The organism is Amycolatopsis sp. NPDC102389, from assembly GCF_044765885.1.
Lineage (GTDB): Bacteria > Actinomycetota > Actinomycetes > Mycobacteriales > Pseudonocardiaceae > Amycolatopsis.
In genome coordinates, this window is the sequence record NZ_JBIWKX010000025.1 from 43,022 (window position 1) to 60,788 (window position 17,767).

The following is a 17,767-nucleotide window of genomic DNA, read 5'->3' on the forward strand; positions in this document are numbered from 1 at the left end:
CTCACGATAGCGGTGGACGCGTCTCGTAGAACGCGATCGCGCCCGCCGTGGCGACATTCAGCGAATCGACGCCTTCCGGCATCGGGATCCGCACCGCGACGTCGGCGGCGGCGATGGCCTCGTCGGTCAGGCCGGGGCCCTCCGCGCCCAGCATCAACGCGACCTTCTCCGGTGTCTGATCCCGTAACTGGCGCAGCGAAACGGAATCCGCACGTGGAGTGAGGGCCGCGATGCGGAAACCGCGGTCCCGCAGCAATTCCAGGTCGCCCGGCCACGACCCGAAGGTGGCGAACGGAACGCGCAAGACGTGCCCCATCGAGACCCGGACACTGCGCCGGTACAGCGGGTCCGAACATCCGGCGCCGAGCAGGATCCCGTCGACGCCGAGCGCGGCCGCGTTGCGGAACAGCGAACCGAGGTTCTCGTGGTCACCGACGCCTTCGAGCACCGCGAGCACCCGTGCGCCGTCGATGACGTCTTCGACCGCCGGCGGTGGGACGGGCCGGTCGGCGACGGCCAGGATCCCGCGATTCAGGTGGAATCCGACCACGTCGGCCATCGTCTCGGCAGAGGTCACATAACCGGGAACGTCGACCGCGTCCAGTTCCTCGCCCAATTCGTGGAATCGCCGTTCCACGCCGAGGAGGGAGCGGACCGGATAGCGGGATTTGAGCAATCGCTCGACCACGACGGTGCCTTCGGCGATCACGAAGCCACGCCCACCCGGCCTATCGGGACGCCGATCGGCTGTGGACAAGTCGCGGAAATCGTCGAGCCGCGGGTCGTCGCGGTCGTCGATGGTGATCAGTTCAGCCACCAGGAGAGTGTGTCATCCGCCCGCTGCGCGGCGTTTGCGTCCGAACGTCGACGGGTAGCTGGTACGAACGGAGGTATTTTGCTGTCAGTTAACCCCTAGTGACAGAGAGCACCAGTTTGGCCGCTAGCCGGGCGACAGCGATGCGTGAAACCGTTGGGCCGCCTGGCAGTCCCGCCTGGATCCCGCGGAGCGTGGCCAATGAGGAGCTCGACGAACATGGGTAAGAATCTTTCGGCGGACCCCTGTGAACCCCAGGATCGCGGACGTTACCGCCGAAAGGTCCAGCGCTGCCTCGACACCTTGGCCCGAATGCTCACCGATGGCAGCTTTTCCTTCCCGCGCAAGAACATCGGGCTCGAGGTCGAACTCAATCTCGTCGACGCGGAGATGCGCCCGTCGATGACGAACACGACGGTGCTCGAGGCACTGAACGACCCGTCGTTCACCACCGAGCTCGGCCAGCACAACCTGGAGCTCAACGTGCCGCCGCGGCCGCTGGCCGGCGAATCCGCGCTGCAACTGGAGGACGACCTCAACGCCTATCTGAGCGCCGCTTCGCGCACGGCCGAGGAATCCGGTGCCTCATTGGCGATGATCGGCATCCTCCCGACGCTGCGGCACGAGCATTTCGATCAGAAGTGGCTGACCAACAACGCCCGGTATTCGCTGCTCAACGACCGGATCTTCGCCGCTCGTGGCGAGCGCACCGTGCTGTCGATGGAGGGCGCGCCGCTGCCGGGCAGACAGCCCGAGCGGCTGCGCAGCTACTCCGAATCCATCCTCCCCGAGGCCGCGTGCACCTCCGTCCAGCTGCATCTGCAGGTCGCCCCCGAGGAGTTCGCGGCGCATTGGAACGCGGCGCAGGCGCTGGCGGGCGTCCAGATCGCAGTCGGGGCGAATTCGCCGTTCCTGCTCGGCAAAACGCTCTGGCATGAGACCCGGATCCCACTGTTCCTGCAGGCCACGGACACCCGGCCGGAGGAACTGAAGAACCAGGGCGTGCGGCCGAGGGTGTGGTTCGGCGAGCGGTGGATCACGTCGATCTTCGACCTGTTCGAGGAGAACGTCCGGTACTTCCCCGGTCTGCTGCCCGAGACCGATCGCGAGGATCCGATCGAGGCGCTCGACTCCGGTCAGGCGCCGAAACTCACCGAGCTGCGGATGCACAACGGCACCGTCTGGCGCTGGAACCGCCCGGTCTACGACGTCGTCGACGGCCTGCCGCATCTGCGGGTGGAGAACCGCGTGCTGCCCGCCGGACCGACCGTCGTCGACATGGTCGCGAACGCCGCCTTCTTCTACGGCGCGCAGCGGGCCCTCGCCGAGGCCGACCGTCCAGTGTGGACACAGATGTCGTTCCAGGCGGCCGAGGAGAACATGTACGCGGGGGCGCGCCGGGGTTTCGACGCGCAGCTGTACTGGCCGGGGATCGGCTGGATCCCGCCGGACGAGCTGGTGCTGCGGGTCCTGCTCCCGCTGGCGCACGAGGGACTACGCCGGTCGGATGTTTCGGACGAAGCGAGAGAGCGCTATCTGGGCATCATCGAGCAGCGGTGCCTCACCAGGCGCACCGGCGCGGCGTGGCAGCGGGAGTACGTCCTGCGCGCGGAGGAACGCGGCGCCGAGCGGGAGACCGCGCTGAACCGGATGCTGGGCCGGTATCTGGAGCTGTCGGCCACGGAGACGCCGGTGCACACCTGGTCGCTGGAGGCATAGAGTTTCCTCCCAGGGAGGTGGCTCTTGCCCAAGATCATCGGCCGGTCGCTTGAGGAGCACCGGCGCGAGGTCCGCAGCAGGGTGTTCGACGTCCTGCGCGGGCAGCTGTACGAGCGCGGGTTCGACGCGATCACGCTCGCGGGTGTCGCCGCCGAGGCCGGCCTCGGCCGCACGGCGATGTACAACCACTTTCCCGACAAGGAAAGCCTGCTGGTGGCCTTCGTCGAGGACGAGGCGACGCGGTACGTCGAACGGCTGACGGCGGCCGTCGCGACCGCGGACACCCCGGTCGAGAAGCTTTCGACGTTCGTCCGGTTGCAGTTGCGCGTGCTGGCCGAGTACCACCTGCCGCCCGGGACGGCGCTCGCGTCGGCGCTGGCGCCGGCCGCGTACCGGCGGATCAGCGCGCACGCCGACCCGATCACCGATCAGCTGCGCGAGATCCTCGCCGAGGGGGCGCCGGAGGAAGACCCCGACGTGCTGATCCCGATGATCACCGCCGCGCTGGGCAGCCGTCAGGTCGTCGACGTACCACCCGAACGGCTGGACGACGCGATCGAGGGAGCCGTCCGATTCGTGCTCAGAGCGGTCGGGATGAGGGAAAACCCGTGAATTAGGGTAGCCTAACCCGCGATTGTGCCTTACGCTCTTTCTGACAGCATGTCAGATCGATGCTTGGAGGCTCTGTCCATGCCGGTGACCACCGACGTCGAATCCGGGCCGTTCTCCGCGACCCTGCGCGCCTCCACCTTGCCCGCCCACGAGCGGGCCAACCACTCGGAGTACATGAACGCGCTGCTCGGCGGCGAACTCTCGCTCGAGGGGTACACCCGGCTGGCGATCCAGTACTACTTCATCTACCAGGCCATCGAGCAGGCCGCCGACAAGCTGGCGAACGATCCGGTGGCGGGCAAGTTCGTCTTCGAGGAGCTGCGGCGGCTGCCGAGCCTCGAACGCGATCTCGAACACCTCGTCGGCCCGGACTGGCGCGAGACCGTCCGCCCGCTGCCCTCGACGGAGCGCTACGCGCGGCGCGTGGCCGAGGCTTCGGACTGGTCCGGTGGGTTCGTCGCCCACCACTACACGCGCTACCTCGGCGACATCGCCGGCGGTCAGGTCATCCGGCGGCTGCTGGAGCGCAAGTACGACGTGCGCGAAGAGGGTTCGCTGTTCTACCACTTCGATCAGCTGGGCAGCGCGCCCAAGTTCCGGGACAACTACCGCGAGCAGCTGAACTCGGCGCCGTGGACCGAGGACGAGCGGGCGCGGCTGATCGAGGAAGCGATCGTGGCCTTCGAGTGCAACATCGCGGTGTTCGACGAGCTGGCGGCCGAGCTGGACGCTTACCGGGCCGCTTGACCCAGGCGAACCGACCGCGGGGTAGGGCAGTCCCCACCTCGCGGTCGGCGGCCCGCCGGATCCCTTCTCCCCGGGGAAATCCCTAACTTTCGAGGTATGTTCCGGATCGCGGCCACCGCCGCCCTGCTGACCGTCGCGACGGTCCTGAGTGCCCCCGCCGCCCAAGCGGCGACACCCGGCCCCGCCGCCGGCGTCTTCGACGAAATCCTCCCGCGAAGCCTTGCCGAGCATCACATCCCCGGCGCCGCCGTGGTGGTCGTCGAAGGCGGCAAGACGGTGTTCTCCGCGGGTTACGGAGTGTCCTCTGTGGACACCCAAGCGGAAGTGGATCCCGAACGCACCGGGTTCCTGATCAACTCCGTCGGCAAGTCGATCGCCGCGACCGCCGCGATGCAGCTCGTCGAACAGGGCAAGCTGGCGCTGGACGCCGACGTCAACACTTACCTGAAATCGTTCAAGATCCCCGAAACCTTCCCCGGCCGTCCGGTCACGCTGTTCTCCCTGCTGACCCACACCGCGGGTTTCGAAGACCACGTGTACCGGATGTTCACGCCCCGGGAAGAAAAGCTGCCGACGCTCGCCGAGCACCTCGCGAACGAGATGCCCACCCGCGTCCGGCCGCCCGGCGAAATCGCCCTGTACTCGAACTACGGCTACGCGCTGGCCGGGCATCTCGTGGAACTCGCGTCGGGACAGTCCTATGCGGACTACGTGCAGCAGCACATCTTCGAACCGTTGGGAATGAAGGACAGCAGCGTCGCGCAGCCGACTCCCGATGTCCCGCTGGCGACCGGCTACCGGTGGGACGGTTCCGCGCAGGTAGTCCCGCCCGCGAACTTCGGCCCTGAGCCGCCCGCCGGTGACGGGAACGTCGCCACTCCGGCCGACATGGGCCGCTACCTGTCCGCGAACCTCGTCCCCGGCGTGTTCAGCCGCCCCTTGCTCGACCAGCTGCACGGTGCGCGCTTCCGCAACGACCCACGACTGCCCGCGATGGGTTTCGGCTTCTCCGAGCGGTACCTGAACGGCTTGCGCCTGGTGGAGAAGACCGGCGATTCACCGGGTTTCTTCAGCGTGCTGGAAGTGATCCCCGAGAAGAACACCGGCGTGTACCTGGCGTTCAACGGCGGCGCGTTCTCCGGCGACGCCGCCGCGGTGACCGCCGAGGTGCTGAAAGCGTTCCTTGACCGGCTACAGCCCGCCACGCCCGTTCCCGCGCCCGCCACACTGCCGGGGGACGTCTCGCGGTTTGAAGGCAGTTACAACAACACCCGGCTGGACTACGACAGCTTCACGAAGGTCCGTGCGCTCGCGGGCGGCGTCACGGTGACCGCGGACGGCGACGGCGCGCTGACGACGTCCGGCCTCGGCGAGGGGACCCGTCGGTGGACGCAGACGGAGCCGGGGCTGTTCACCGACGCGGCGGGCGAGCGGATCGCGTTCCGCGAGTCGGGTGACGAGATGCTGCTCTTCGCGGGCGACGACCCGAACTCCTCCTACGAACGCATGTCGTGGCTCGAATCGGCGTCCACGCACCTGCTGATCCTGGGTATCGCACTACTGCTCCTGCTGGGTGCGCTGGTGTGGTGGCCGATCCGCGCGATCGTCCGGCGCGGCCGGGAGCGGAACCCCTCGGGCGCCCGGTTCGCGACCGCCGCCGCCTGGTCCGCGGCACTGGCCGTCCTGCTGTTCACCGGCGGATTCGCCCTGCTCATGAGCGATCTGAGCGCCGCCGCCGTGGCACTGACGTCCGGGCATTCGGCGTTGCTGAGCGTCACCTTGCTCCTGCCGAACGCGGTCCTGCTCCTGACCGGCGTCGCCGTCGTGTGCGCGGTGCTCGCCTGGGTCCGCGGCTGGTGGAACACCCCCGCCAGGATCACCTACACGGTGGTTTCCGTAGCCCTGGTGGCGTTCCTCGGGGTGCTCGCCTCCTATCACCTGGTCGGGTTGCCCTATCTGGCTTGATGACCGCCGTCACATCGCCTTGACCTCCAGCTAACTGGAGCTAGCAGGGTGGGTTTCAGGCGGTGGCCCTACCGGGTACAGCCGCTACGAACGGGTCGTTCCACCTGGGGAGAAACGCGGCGCCCCCGGTCGCCGCAAACGGGTGAAGACGACTAAGTTCGTCCTTGGAAACTTGTGTCGAAGACAGAAGGAGGGCCGATGGCCCGCTACGTGCTCCCCGATCTCGACTATGACTACAGCGCTCTGGCGCCGCACATCTCTGGCGAGATCAACGAGCTGCACCACAGCAAGCACCACGCGACCTACGTCAAGGGCGCGAACGACACGCTCGACAAGATCGCCGAGGCCCGCGAGGCCGGCAACTTCGGCGACATCGTCGGCCTGCAGACCACGCTGGCGTTCCACCTCGCCGGGCACGCCAACCACGTCGTGTGGTGGAAGATCCTCTCCCCGGAAGGCGGCGACAAGCCCACCGGCGAGCTGGCCTCCGCGATCGACGAGGCGTTCGGCTCCTTCGACAAGTTCAAGGCGCAGTTCACCGCGGTCGCCACCACGATCCAGGGCAACGGCTGGGCCGCGCTCTCCTGGGACCCGATCGGCAAGACGCTGATCACCCAGCAGCTGCGCGACCACCACAACAACCTGGTCCTCCCGACCACGCCGATCCTGCTGGTCGACGTCTGGGAGCACGCGTTCTACCTGGACTACAAGAACGTGAAGCCGGACTACGTCAAGGCGCTCTGGAACATCTTCAACTGGGCCGAGATCTCCAAGCGGTTCGACAATGCCGTCGCCGGTGGCAACGGCCTGCTGCTCGGCTGACTTCTCGCCACGAAACGGGGCTCTCCCTTCCGGGAGGGCCCCGTTCTTCGTTCTTGACCTCCAGCGAAGTCGAGGTGTCAGGCTGGACGGATGGACGTCGTCGCATACCTCGATCGACTCGGGCTCGACCGCCCCGCCGCCGCGGACGTCACCGCGTTGCGGACGCTCCAGGAGCGCCATCTCGCGATGGTGCCGTTCGAGAATCTGAGCATCCACCTCGGCGAACCGATCGTCCTGACCACCGAGGCACTGTTCGACAAGATCGTGCGGCGGCGCCGTGGCGGCTTCTGTTACGAGCTGAACGGTCTCTTCGCCGCCTTGCTGGGGGAACTGGGCTTCGACGTCACCCTGCAGGCGGCGAAGGTCTTCCGGCAGGACGGCACCCTCGGGCCGCCGTTCGACCACGCCGTCGTCCGCGTCGAACTGGAGGAGCCGTGGCTGGCCGACGTCGGCTTCGGCAGGCTAAGCCGGTTCCCGCTGCGGCTGTCCGCCACCGAGGCGCAGGCCGATCCGGACGGCGAGTTCCTGGTGCTCGACGCGCCGTACGGCGACATCGACGTCCTCCAGGACGGCAAGCCCCAGTACCGGATCGAGCGGCGGCCGCGGGCGCTGGACGAGTTCGTCCCGACGGCGTTCTGGCAGGCGACCTCACCGGACTCGCATTTCACGCGGGGGCCGACCTGCTCATTGCCGCGCGCCCACGGCCGGGTCACCCTGGCGGGTGACAAGCTGATCGTCACGACCCACGGTGTCCGCGAGGAGACCAGGCTTTCGAGTGACCAGGAGATCCTGGACGCCTATCGGAAGGAGTTCGGGATCGAACTCGACCGGGTGCCTTGACCGGATCGGCGTGGTCCTCGACCATGAACCCTCCGGAATGAACGAAGCCCCGCCTCCGGGGGTGACCCGGTTGCGGGGCTTCGTCCGTTCCCGAACTGACTGCCGCTCCCACCACGAAGCGGACATGCATGAGGTTAGCCTAACCTCATCTTCCCCGGCAAGGGGTACAGCCGAGAGACCCCGATCTCACCCTTATGAGTGACTTGTCCCATGACACTTCTCAGCGGCAAGGCCGTGGTGATCACCGGCTCCGGACAGGGCCTGGGCAGGGCTTTCGCGCACCACGCGGCCTCGCACGGCGCGGCGGTCGTGGTGAACGACGTCGAAGCGGGACTCGCGGCCGAGGTCGCGAAGGAGATCCGCGCACTGGGCGGGTGTGCCGTATCCCATGACGGCTCGGTCGCCGACGCAGAGCTGGCCGCCGGTCTGATCGACCGGTGCGTCGCCGAGTTCGGAAGGCTCGACGGCCTGGTCAACAACGCCGGCGTCAACTACCGGGCCGACCCGTGGGCGGACGACCCGGCGCGGATGCGCGAAGTGGTCGAGGTCAACGTGCTCGGCCCGCTGTTCTGCGGGACAGCGGCGGCGAAAGTGCTGCGCGACCAGCGCGGCGGCGTGATCGTGAACGTCGGCTCCGGCTCGATGATCGGCCAGCGGCGCGCGGCCGCCTACTCGGCCTCGAAAGGCGCCGTCGCCTCGATGACCGCCTCGTGGGCGGCCGACCTGGCCGAATACGGCATCCGGGTCAACGCCGTCGCGCCGGTGGCCTGGACGCGGATGGCCCGGAACGACCCGAGCGTCGTCCAGACCCCGGAGCACACCCCGGAACGGGTGGCCCCGCTGGTGACGTACCTGCTCAGCGACCTCTCGGCGGGGATCACCGGACAGATCCTCCGGTTCCGCGGCGACATCCTGTGCGTGCTGCGGCAAACCGCGATCAAGGACCCGGTCCTCGAACGGGACGCCTGGTCGGTCGAAAACATCGCGGACGCCGTCGGTGGCGATCTGCGGGAGGCGCTGGAGCCGCCTCCCTCGGCCAGGTGGAGGTGAGCGGCGGTCTCGACTGTCCACAAGGGACGCCAGTCGGTGTCGATCGCCCCGGTGTGGCAATGAGCTCCCTGGTGACAGGGGGCGGCTGTGACCTCGGCGGCCGGTCGCGAAGTCGTGACTCGCGTGCTTGGGGACGTAACTCGCGTGTCTGGGTGTCGCATCACCCAGCCCGCCGTTCCTCGAAGACCCACCTCCGCATCCACCCTCCATCGGGTTGGCGTTTCGCCGGACAGCGGGCCTCCGACGGGCTAGCTTCTCCCCGTGACCACCCCGAACGACTACCGCGCCATCGCGCGCAAGACCGACCGTCCGATGTGGATCTGGGCGGGCTGTGCGCTGGTCAGTGTCCTCCTGCTGTTCGGTGTGGGGATCGTCGTCGCCGTCACCGTGCTGAACGAAAGCAGCGAAGAGCCCGAGGCCGAACTGCCCGCGGTCTGGCCGTCCAAGCCCGGGCTGGCGCTTCGCCCGGTCCTGATGCCGACGGGCGAGATGGTGGCCGCGCTGACGGACGAGACCGCCGCGCAGGTGCTGTGCCAGGCGATCCCGGAGCAGCGCTGGGAGGAGATCCTCGACGGCCCCACGCTCCGGGAAGCGGGAACCGCCTGCCACGCGGTCACCACCAAACTCGACGTCAGCGTGCAGATGGCTTCAGCGCTGCCCGAGGACACGAGCCGGGGCCTGCCCACGAAGACCACGGTCGCCGGCAAGCTCGCGGTCATCGCCACGAACGAGGACGGCACCAGCCTGAGCGTCGAACTCGTCGAGGTCGCGCCGCACAACGGCGCCTCGCCGGTGCTGCACGTCTCCCTCCGCGGCAGGACCGTCAGGCCTCCCGAAACCGAAAAGAAGGCGAGGGCGCTCGCCGAGGCGCTGATCGCGGCCGCGATGCCGCCCGGGCCGAAGTTGCCGAAAATCGGCCAGGACGGCGAGATCCCGCTGGAGAAGACCGAACCGGGCCCGATCAAGGACCGGCCGCTCCCGGTGATCTCGTGGCTGCTGTGCGGAGAACTCGGCCGCGCGCTCGGCGTGCCCGCCGACAACGCGAAGCCGAACTTCTTCGCCGCGTGCGAGCTGAACGGCGTGACCGCGGACTACAGCGCGCTGTCCTCGGCCGTCGTCCCGACCACGACCATCGCCGGGCTGCCGGCCCAGGTCGACGAACGAGGCGTCGTCGTGCAGCTCACCGGCGATCCGGCCGGAGAGACGCTGAAGTTCAAGGGCACCGGCGATCTCCCTGCGCTCGCCGAGAAGATGGTGCCGCCGCTGCTCGGCCGTTAGGCCCGGTAGTTCGACAGGAGATCGCCGAGCAGGGTCTCGTACGCTTTCCGTTCGAAACGGGCGCCGGTGAACGAGAACTCCTGATCGGGGTCGAACGGCTCGTAGTCGTACTGCCAGCCGAAGGCCCGCCACTCGACCACGTCGTCACCGCGGACGACCTCGACGCTGTATCCGCCGCAGCCGAGATCGCCGCACAACGGGCAGAAGAGCAGCGCGACCCGGCCGTCGTCGAAATGGCCGGGCAGGTGGCCGAGCAACCGCGAAAGCGTCTCGACCGCCGACTCGCGCCATCTGTCGTCGTCCAGGAACAGCGGCGTCATCTGCTGCACGGGAACCATCGAACGCAACGCGACGCCGTCGATCGTCCAGTCGAGGAACCGGGCCTCGCCGTCGTTCCACCGGGTCACCGACGGTTCGACGCCGAGTCTGTTCACACCCGCTCCCGCTTCAACACGCGCAGCCCGTTCCCGAACCGCCGCACCGGCAGGCTCACGCCGCCACGCCGGATCAGCACGACAGCGCAGACTACCGCGGCGAGCGCCGAGATCGCGCCGCCGATGTAGAACGGCGAGCGGCCGCCGAAGGCGTCGGCCATCCAGCCGGTCATCGGGCCGCCGATGGGGTTGCCGCCGATCAGCACCAGCACGTACAGGCCCATCACCCGGCCGCGCATCTCCGGGCTGACGGCGGTCTGCACGAGCGCGTTCGCCGTGTTCAGGAAGGTGATCGTGGCGAAGCCGAGCGGGATCAGCGCGAGGCCGAAGGTCAGGTACGTCGGCATGAACGCGGTGATCATCTCGAACGCGCCGAGCAGGAACGCCGAGATCAGCAGCAGCCGCACGCGCGGACCACCGCGGGTGTTGCGGCGGGCCGACATCAGCGCGCCGGTGAAGGTGCCGACGGCGACCAGCGTCGACAGCAGGCCGTAGCCGTCGGCGTTGGTGTGGAAGACGTTCGCGGCCACGATCGGCAGCGACGTGAAGTACGTGATGCCGAACGTGCTCACGAAGAACACCAGCACCATCACGGTCATCAGGTCGCTGCGCCGCCGGACGTACCGCAGCCCCTCGACGAGCTGCCCCTTCTCGCGCGGGATGGCCGGACCGCGGAAGAGCTTGTCCGGGTTCATCAGCACCAGCGCGGTGATGACGGCACCCGTGCTCACCGCGTTCGCCATGAACAGCCAGCCGGTACCGACCCAGGTGATCGCGAAACCCGCGATGGCCGGGCCGACGATCCGGGCCATGTTGAAGATCGAAGAGTTGAGCGCGACGGCGTTGGTGACCTTGTCCCTGCCGACCATCTCGGCGACGAACGACTGCCGCGCGGGCACTTCCAGCGACGCCGTCACACCCAGCGTGAAGCAGAGGAGGTACACGTGCCAGAGCGCCGCGATCCCACTCAGATCCAGGGCCCCGAGGATCACCGCCTGCGCCAGCACGGCGATCTGGATACCGATCAGCAGCCGTCGTTTGTCGACGCGGTCGGCCAGCACACCCGCCCACAGCGAGAGGAACAGCGTCGGCGTGAACTGCAGCGCGACCGCGATGCCGAGCGCGATCGGGTCGTTGCCGCTGAGGGTGAACACCAGCCAGTCCTGCGCGATGCGCTGCATCCAGGTGCCGATGTTCGAGATGACCTGGCCGGTGAAGAAGAGCCGGTAGTTGCGGACCTTCAACGAGGAGAACATGCTCCCGCGCGGCTTCTCCCGCGCGGGCGGTGGCGGCGGAGCGGGTTCCCGGATAGCGGCGGTCTTGGAAGAACACTGTGTTTCGCTACCCGTGGTCGTCACCGCTGTTAGTTCCCCGCCATCCTGTCGATGATCTCGGAGGCGCGAGAGAGCACTTCACGTTCTTCGGCGCTCAACTCCGCCAATTGCTTGTCCAGCCAGATCTCCCGCGCGGTGATCTGCTCGATCACGTAGGCCCGGCCGCGGCCGGACAGTTCGACGATGGCCTGGCGGCCGTCCGTCGGATGCGGCCTGCGCTCGACGTAACCCATCTCCTCGAGCGCGGCGATCACCCTCGTCATCGAGGGCGGCTGGACGCCTTCCTTCGCGGCGAGCTGGCCAGGGGTCAGCGCACCGCATTTGTGCAACGTCGACAACGCGGACACCTGGGTCAGCGAGATGCCGTCACCGGCTCGCTGGGCCCGTAGCCGTCGATTGAGCCGCACCACCGCGAGACGCAAGCGGCTCGCCAGTGAGCGCTCGTGCGTGTCTCCGGACATATAGTTAGCATACCTCACGATCGGATCAACGGCCCGTGAGATCGCCCACGGGTGACATAACCGCTGGTCAGTTGAACGCGGCCTGGATCGGCCCGACCGCGAAGTAGGCCACGAACATCACGGCGATCCCCCACATGAGCGGGTGCACGCCCTTGGCCTTGCCGGTGACCGCGCGGATGACGACGTAGCTGACGAAGCCGGCGCCGATGCCGTTCGCGATCGAGTAGGTGAACGGCATGACCACGATGGTCAGGAACGCGGGCAGCGCGACGGTGAAGTCGGAGAAGTCGATCTCCTTGACCTGGCTCATCATCAGCGCGCCGACGACGACCAGCGCCGGAGCGGCGGCCTCGACCGGGACGACCTGATACAGCGGGGTCAGGAACATGGCCGCGATGAAGAGCACGCCGGTGACGACGTTCGCGAGCCCGGTCCGGGCGCCCTCGGCGATACCGGACGCGGACTCGACGTACACGGTGTTCGAGCTCGAAGACGCGAGCCCGCCCGCCGCGCCGGCGAGACCGTCGACGAACAGCGCCTTGCCGACGTTCGGGAGCTTGCCGTCCGGCGGGAGCAGGCCGCCCTCCTTCGCCAGGCCGGTCATCGAGCCCATGGTGTCGAAGAAGTCCGCCAGCACCAGGGTGAACACCAGCAGCACGACGGTGATGATCGGCAGCCGCGTCCAAGCGCCGAAGGAGATGTCACCGACCAGCGAGAGATCCGGCAGGCCGAGGACCTGATCCGGCAGCGCCGGGTAGCCGAGGTTCCAGCCCAGCGGGTTGACGCCCTTCGACGGGCCGACCTTGGTGATCGCCTCGACGACGATCGCCAGCACGGTCGACGCGAGGACACCGATCAGGATCGCGCCCTTGACCCGCTTCGCCACCAGGATGCCGGTGACCAGCAGGCCGACGACGAACACCAGCGTCGGCCACGACGCGATCGACCCGTTGATGCCCAGCCCGACCGGCACGGTCGTCTTCGCGTCGTCCGGGACGCGGCGGACGAAGCCGGCGTCGACCAGGCCGATCAGGCAGATGAACAGGCCGATGCCGACCGCGATCGCGGATTTCAGCGGCGGTGGCACGGCGTTGAACACCGCCGTCCGGATACCGGCGAAGACGAGCAGGACGATGACCAGGCCCTCGATCACCACCAGGCCCATCGCCTCGGGCCAGGTCATCTGGGAGGCGAACGTGACCGCGATCAGGCTGTTGATGCCGAGGCCGGTGGCGATGGCGAACGGATAGTTCGCGACCAGGCCCATGATGATGGTCAGCACCCCGGCGACCAGCGCGGTCACCGCGGCGACCTGCGGCACGGGGAGGATGTTGCCCAGGACGTCCTTGTGCGCGCCCGCGTCTTCGGCGGAGAAGCTGCCGAGGATCAGCGGGTTCAGGACCACGATGTAGGCCATCGTGAAGAAGGTGACGATCCCGCCGCGGATCTCACGCCCCGGTGTCGAGCCGCGCTCGCTGATCTTGAAGAACCGGTCCAGTGTGGACCGGGTGCGCTGCTCCGCCATCGCGTATCACCCTTCAGCCGTTGCCGGGTACCCTTCCCCACGTGGGCGAATCGATCAATTCCGGGGAAGTAAACGGTTCATTGCGGCCAACGCCGGAGCTGCCGAAGCGGCTGACCGACCTGACGCCGGTCGTGATCGTAGGTACCTCGCTCTGGGCGGTCGCGACCGTGGTCCTGTTCTTTGTGACCGACGGCATCTGGGTGCAGACGGCGTTCTCCGGCCTCGTGCTCGGCTTCATCGGTCTCGCGATCATCGCCTGGCAGCGCGCCGCCGCCCGCCGGGGCTCGAAGAGCGCCCAGCGCCTCTGAGTCTCCGCGTTCAGCGCCTCTGGCCCACCCGCGTTTCGTCCTCTGGATGCGGTACTTGCGCGTGCAAGGACCGCATCCAGAGGACTAAACGCGTCAGTTGAGGAGCGCGGAGGGCGAGGGGTCTTCGAGCAGGGCCGTCAGGACGTGGCGGTCGGCCCATCGGTCCGTGGCCCAGGCGAAGGCCCGGCCGAGGCCTTCGGGGGTGTCCGAGGCGTGCAGCGTGCCGTCGGACCACCAGGCGACCTCGTGTTCCGCGTCCTCGAAGGTCACCGTCAGTGCCTCGTGCAGCAGAACGCCGCCGTCGGGCAATTCGACGCCGAGCTGTTCGGCGGCCAGCCGGAGCGCGGAAAGCTCCGTCCACGGCACGTACTCACCGTCTTCGGTGACCTTGGCGTCGAGGCCGCTCGCCATCGGCAGGTCCAGCAGTTCCGCCAGCGCGGCGGCGCCGCTCGCCGAGACGACCATCCGCTCCGGCGCCAGCACGGCGGCGAACCACGGCACGTCCAGCACGACGGCGTCGCGAGCGTCGACGGCCGAGCCGTCCGCGGCGCGCACCCGATCCGGCACCGGAACGTCCACTGTGTACTCCGCGAGGGCGGCGTGCGCCCGCGAAGCGAGCCCAGGGCTCACCTTGCGCTCGGGATCGCCCAGCCGCTCCAGGAGATCCTCGACGTCTTCGGCGTCCGCTCCCAGCTCCGTCCGGACACCGGCGGCGAGCAGGATCTCCTTGCTCAGTCCCGAATCCGGGACGACGTCGTAGAGCCCCGCCAGCGCCGCCGCTTCCGGCATCCGCCAGTCGAGCGGCGCGTGCCCGTCCAGCAGCGCGTACCGCGCGAGCCACCAGCCGGTGTGCCCGCCGGGTTCGGTGAGGGCACGCCAGGTTTCGGGCCGCCCCGCGAGCAGGCGCAATGCCTCCGGCCAGGCGTCGTCGCCGACGAGGTCGAGGTCGCGCACGGCGAGCACCCGCGACGGCGGGCGCTCCCGGGAGTCCCACCACTCGTGTTCCTCGGGCAACCCGTGTTCGGGCTCAAGCGGTTCGTCGTCGGTGATGATCGCGAAGGAATCCAGCACCCCGACCGCGACGAGCGTGGCCGTCGGCCAGTCCTCGGCGAATTCCTCGTCCAGCACGGACAAAGCACCGTCTTCTTCGAACACCTCGGGATCGAAGATGTCGCCCAGCGGCGACGTGGGCAGGACGAGTTCGTCCGCGCGCCGCCAGCCATCCTCGCTCGGCAAGGCCAGCGCACCCGCCCATTCGGGGGCTTCGTCACCGACCTCGGCGATCAGGCGGAGCACCGCGCCCGCGAGCGCCATACCGTCCAAACCGGACCGGACGTCTTCGACGCTGCGCTCGACGGCGGCGCTCAGCGCGTCGGCTTCGAGCAGGTCGCCCGCCTCGGCGTGCTTGGCACCCAAGCGTTCCAGCAACGGATGCGCCGCCGCCGGGTGCACGAGCCGCAACCCGATGATGTCCACATCGGACAGCAGTTCGAGCAGTTCCGCCGAGCCGCCGACGAGCATCGCGTCGCGGACGCCGGGCAAGGTGCGGCCGTCGGACATCGGCACCGGCAACGCGCCGAGGTCGTCCTTGGTGAGGTCGTGCGCTTCGAGCGCCGGGAGCAGCACGTCGTAGAGCGAGCGCCACCACGAGGGTTCGCGCTGCGCCCCGGTCAGCAGCTCGATGGCTTCGGCGGGCGAAAGCGCCTGCGCGCCGACCGAGCGAAGATCCACACCGGACAGTGAAAGCAAGCCGGGTACGAGATCGGACAGCAGCGGAACCAGCCCCGGCACGTCCACCGACAGGACGCGCGCCTGACGCCCCGGCAAGTCGTCACCCGCTTGCGCGGGAAGCCAGGGCGAGCCGGCCAGATTTTCGAGAATGGCCTCCCGCAGCGTTCCGTCCACAGTGGAACGCGGGAAACCGGCGCCGGGCACGAGCGCCAGGCGTTCCTTGCCGGGCAAGGAACGGACGAGGTCGACGTACTCCCGCCCGGCGTTCTTCAGCGCCGCGGTCAGCTCCGGCCCCGGCAGCGCGCGGCGCCGGGACGGCTCGATCGGGAGCGTCGCGATCAACCTGGCGGGCAGGGAAAGCTCGTCGTCGGTGGGGGTCGGCGCGTGCAGGACGTCGTCGCCGAGCGGCCGCGGCGAACCGGAACCGTCCAGCGGGACGGCCCAGACGACGTCGCCGCGATGGACCTGCCAGTGCTCGGAACCGTCCGGCGACGCGAGCTCGACGACGCCGTCACCGAGCTCGGACCGGCGCCAGGTACCGCCTTCGACCTCGATGCTTTCCAGCCACGGCAACGTGAGCAGGAGATCGCCGATGTCGTTCTTCAGGTCCGCCAGCAGAGCCTGACCCTCGACGCCGTCACGCAGCGGAAGCCGGACCTCGGTGGTGAAACCTTCGGGCGCGGGCGGCTCGTCGTCCGCGACCGGCCACGGCAGCCGCAGCACGGGAACGTCGCCGGTGCGATCGGCCTCGGCCCGCGTGCGTTCCGCGGAGAACGCGACCCCGCCGCTCACCGAAACGATCCTCGGCTCAGCGGAAACCGTGAGCACGGCGGCGAATCCGACCCCGAACCGGCCGACGGTCTCCTCCCCCTTGCCGGAAGCACGAAGGGAGGCAAGGGATTCGACCCCGCGGGCGTCCAGCGGCGCACCGGTGTTGGCGAACCTCAGCTCACCGTCCACAACGGACACCCGGAGCCTGCCGCGGGCACCGGCGGCGAGGGCGGCGTCCGCGGCGTTCTGTGCCAGCTCGACGAACAGCCGGTCACGGTAACCACCGACGCGCAGGTCGTTCTCGGTGTTCGTGTCCTCGGTGAACCGTGTCGGCGAATCGGCCCACGCCCGCAGGACGGCGGCGCGGAGCCGCTCGGTGCCGAACGGGTCAGTGCTCACTGGCGCTTTCGGCTTCGACCTGCGCTTCGTCGGCGGTGTCCACAACGGCGGCCTCGGGCTCGACCTCCGGCTGGACCTCGGCGGTCTCGGGCGCCTCGGCCACCGGGGCCTCGGACTCGTCGACGACCGCAGCCTCCGCAGTCTCGGCCGGCTCGGGTTCCGGAGCCTCGGCAGGGGCCTCCGGAGCCGGTTCGAAGTCGATCAGCGAGTCGTCGTAGACCAGTTCCGCCACCGGCACCGACGAGGTCACCTCGACCTCGATCTCGGAATGCGCGCCGCAGCCGTACTCGACGTCGACCACGTGGCCGTCCGCCGGGGAGATGTCGTTGGTGCAGGCGCCGAAGGCCGCGCTGAGCGACCCGGCGAGCGGCACGAAGAAGCCACAGCTCCCGCAGACGTCCGGCGCGCTGCGCGCCATGTCCGACCGCGGGCCGAACTCGCCGCTGTGCCAGCGGGCGGCGGCGTCGAGCCTGCCGTGCCGGGACAGCACGTGGACCCGGCCGAGCCCGGTCTCCTTGGCGACCGCCTCGACCGCGGGGTCGTCGGACTCCAGGTACGCCGGGACGAGCCGCGGGTCGTCCTTCTCCACCGGGAAGATGTCGCCGACGCCGAGGTCACCCGCCTGGACGCGGCGGTCCCAGGGCACCCACGCCGGGGCGACGCGCGCTTCCGGGCCGGGGATCAGCACGACCTCGCTGACCGTGATCGGCTCTTCCTCGCCGGCCAGCGCGACCGTGACCGACCAGCGCCAGCCTCGATAACCCGACACGGTCGCCTCGAACAGGTGACTCGCGGAAACCGCGTCCTCTGAGTCCACGCCGACGTGCGCGCCGACCTGTTCGGCACCGGCGTCCTCCAGCACCGCCGCACGGGCGAGATCGACCGCCTCGGCGAGTTTGCGCTGGATGGAGCCGTCGTCCAGGGTCAACAGCAGGGTCATGCCCCCATTCTGCCGCA

Annotated in this window: 16 protein-coding genes; 9 read left to right on the forward strand and 7 right to left on the reverse strand. The window is 68.9% G+C overall.

The genetic code is table 11. The features are described 5' to 3' along the window. Position 1: 1 nt before the first annotated feature. Positions 2-817: a TrmH family RNA methyltransferase gene (locus ACIRGA_RS21745; RefSeq protein WP_400943642.1), complete on the reverse strand. Its 816-nt coding sequence runs from the start codon at positions 815-817 to the stop codon at positions 2-4. 216 nt (positions 818-1,033) lie between these two features. On the opposite strand from ACIRGA_RS21745, the gene ACIRGA_RS21750 reads away from it, so the two are divergent. The 8 genes from ACIRGA_RS21750 (at position 1,034) to ACIRGA_RS21785 (ending at position 9,847) form a co-directional block, all read left to right on the forward strand. After that, on the forward strand, positions 1,034-2,533 hold the full coding sequence (locus tag ACIRGA_RS21750; protein ID WP_400943645.1) for a glutamate-cysteine ligase family protein: 1,500 nt from the start codon (positions 1,034-1,036) through the stop codon (positions 2,531-2,533). Positions 2,534-2,557: 24 nt separating this feature from the next. Beyond that, positions 2,558-3,145, forward strand: a complete 588-nt coding sequence (locus ACIRGA_RS21755) for a TetR/AcrR family transcriptional regulator (RefSeq protein ID WP_400943647.1) — start codon at positions 2,558-2,560, stop codon at positions 3,143-3,145. Positions 3,146-3,223: 78 nt separating this feature from the next. Continuing rightward, complete coding sequence (locus tag ACIRGA_RS21760) at positions 3,224-3,892, forward strand: heme oxygenase (biliverdin-producing) (RefSeq protein ID WP_400943650.1); 669 nt, start codon at positions 3,224-3,226, stop codon at positions 3,890-3,892. 96 nt (positions 3,893-3,988) lie between these two features. Continuing rightward, positions 3,989-5,857: a serine hydrolase domain-containing protein gene (locus ACIRGA_RS21765; RefSeq protein WP_400943653.1), complete on the forward strand. Its 1,869-nt coding sequence runs from the start codon at positions 3,989-3,991 to the stop codon at positions 5,855-5,857. 198 nt (positions 5,858-6,055) lie between these two features. Then, the gene (locus ACIRGA_RS21770) at positions 6,056-6,679 is read left to right on the forward strand and encodes a superoxide dismutase (RefSeq protein ID WP_016337537.1); all 624 of its coding nucleotides are present in this window, start codon (positions 6,056-6,058) and stop codon (positions 6,677-6,679) included. A 90-nt stretch (positions 6,680-6,769) separates the two neighbouring features. Next, the gene (locus ACIRGA_RS21775) at positions 6,770-7,519 is read left to right on the forward strand and encodes an arylamine N-acetyltransferase (protein ID WP_400943657.1); all 750 of its coding nucleotides are present in this window, start codon (positions 6,770-6,772) and stop codon (positions 7,517-7,519) included. 210 nt (positions 7,520-7,729) lie between these two features. Continuing rightward, positions 7,730-8,569, forward strand: a complete 840-nt coding sequence (locus ACIRGA_RS21780) for an SDR family NAD(P)-dependent oxidoreductase (RefSeq protein WP_400943660.1) — start codon at positions 7,730-7,732, stop codon at positions 8,567-8,569. Positions 8,570-8,830: 261 nt separating this feature from the next. Continuing rightward, entirely contained in the window at positions 8,831-9,847 is a 1,017-nt protein-coding gene (locus ACIRGA_RS21785; RefSeq protein WP_400943663.1) for a hypothetical protein, read from the forward strand. Here ACIRGA_RS21785 and ACIRGA_RS21790 read toward each other — a convergent pair. The 4 genes from ACIRGA_RS21790 to ACIRGA_RS21805 form a co-directional block, all read right to left on the reverse strand. Beyond that, positions 9,844-10,281, reverse strand: coding sequence for a hypothetical protein (locus tag ACIRGA_RS21790; RefSeq protein ID WP_400943666.1), 438 nt, complete (start codon positions 10,279-10,281; stop codon positions 9,844-9,846). The genes ACIRGA_RS21785 and ACIRGA_RS21790 overlap by 4 nt on opposite strands. Next, positions 10,278-11,537 (reverse strand): MFS transporter, encoded by a 1,260-nt coding sequence (locus ACIRGA_RS21795; protein WP_400943669.1) that lies wholly within the window; start codon positions 11,535-11,537, stop codon positions 10,278-10,280. The genes ACIRGA_RS21790 and ACIRGA_RS21795 overlap by 4 nt, the downstream gene beginning before the upstream one ends. A 107-nt stretch (positions 11,538-11,644) precedes the next feature. Beyond that, positions 11,645-12,076, reverse strand: a complete 432-nt coding sequence (locus tag ACIRGA_RS21800) for a MarR family winged helix-turn-helix transcriptional regulator (protein ID WP_125683916.1) — start codon at positions 12,074-12,076, stop codon at positions 11,645-11,647. Between the two features lie 67 nt (positions 12,077-12,143). Further along, positions 12,144-13,601, reverse strand: coding sequence for an NCS2 family permease (locus ACIRGA_RS21805; protein ID WP_400943673.1), 1,458 nt, complete (start codon positions 13,599-13,601; stop codon positions 12,144-12,146). A gap of 80 nt (positions 13,602-13,681) precedes the next feature. On the opposite strand from ACIRGA_RS21805, the gene ACIRGA_RS21810 reads away from it, so the two are divergent. After that, entirely contained in the window at positions 13,682-13,909 is a 228-nt protein-coding gene (locus tag ACIRGA_RS21810; protein ID WP_101610871.1) for a DUF2530 domain-containing protein, read from the forward strand. Between the two features lie 93 nt (positions 13,910-14,002). On the opposite strand, the gene ACIRGA_RS21815 is transcribed toward ACIRGA_RS21810, so the two are convergent. Both ACIRGA_RS21815 and ACIRGA_RS21820 read right to left on the reverse strand, forming a co-directional pair. Next, a complete protein-coding gene (locus ACIRGA_RS21815; protein ID WP_400943678.1) occupies positions 14,003-16,810 on the reverse strand; it encodes a sacsin N-terminal ATP-binding-like domain-containing protein in 2,808 nt (935 codons plus the stop codon). After that, entirely contained in the window at positions 16,800-17,750 is a 951-nt protein-coding gene (locus tag ACIRGA_RS21820) for a DUF3027 domain-containing protein (protein ID WP_400943681.1), read from the reverse strand. Before ACIRGA_RS21820 ends, ACIRGA_RS21815 begins: the two co-directional genes overlap by 11 nt. Positions 17,751-17,767: the final 17 nt, after the last annotated feature.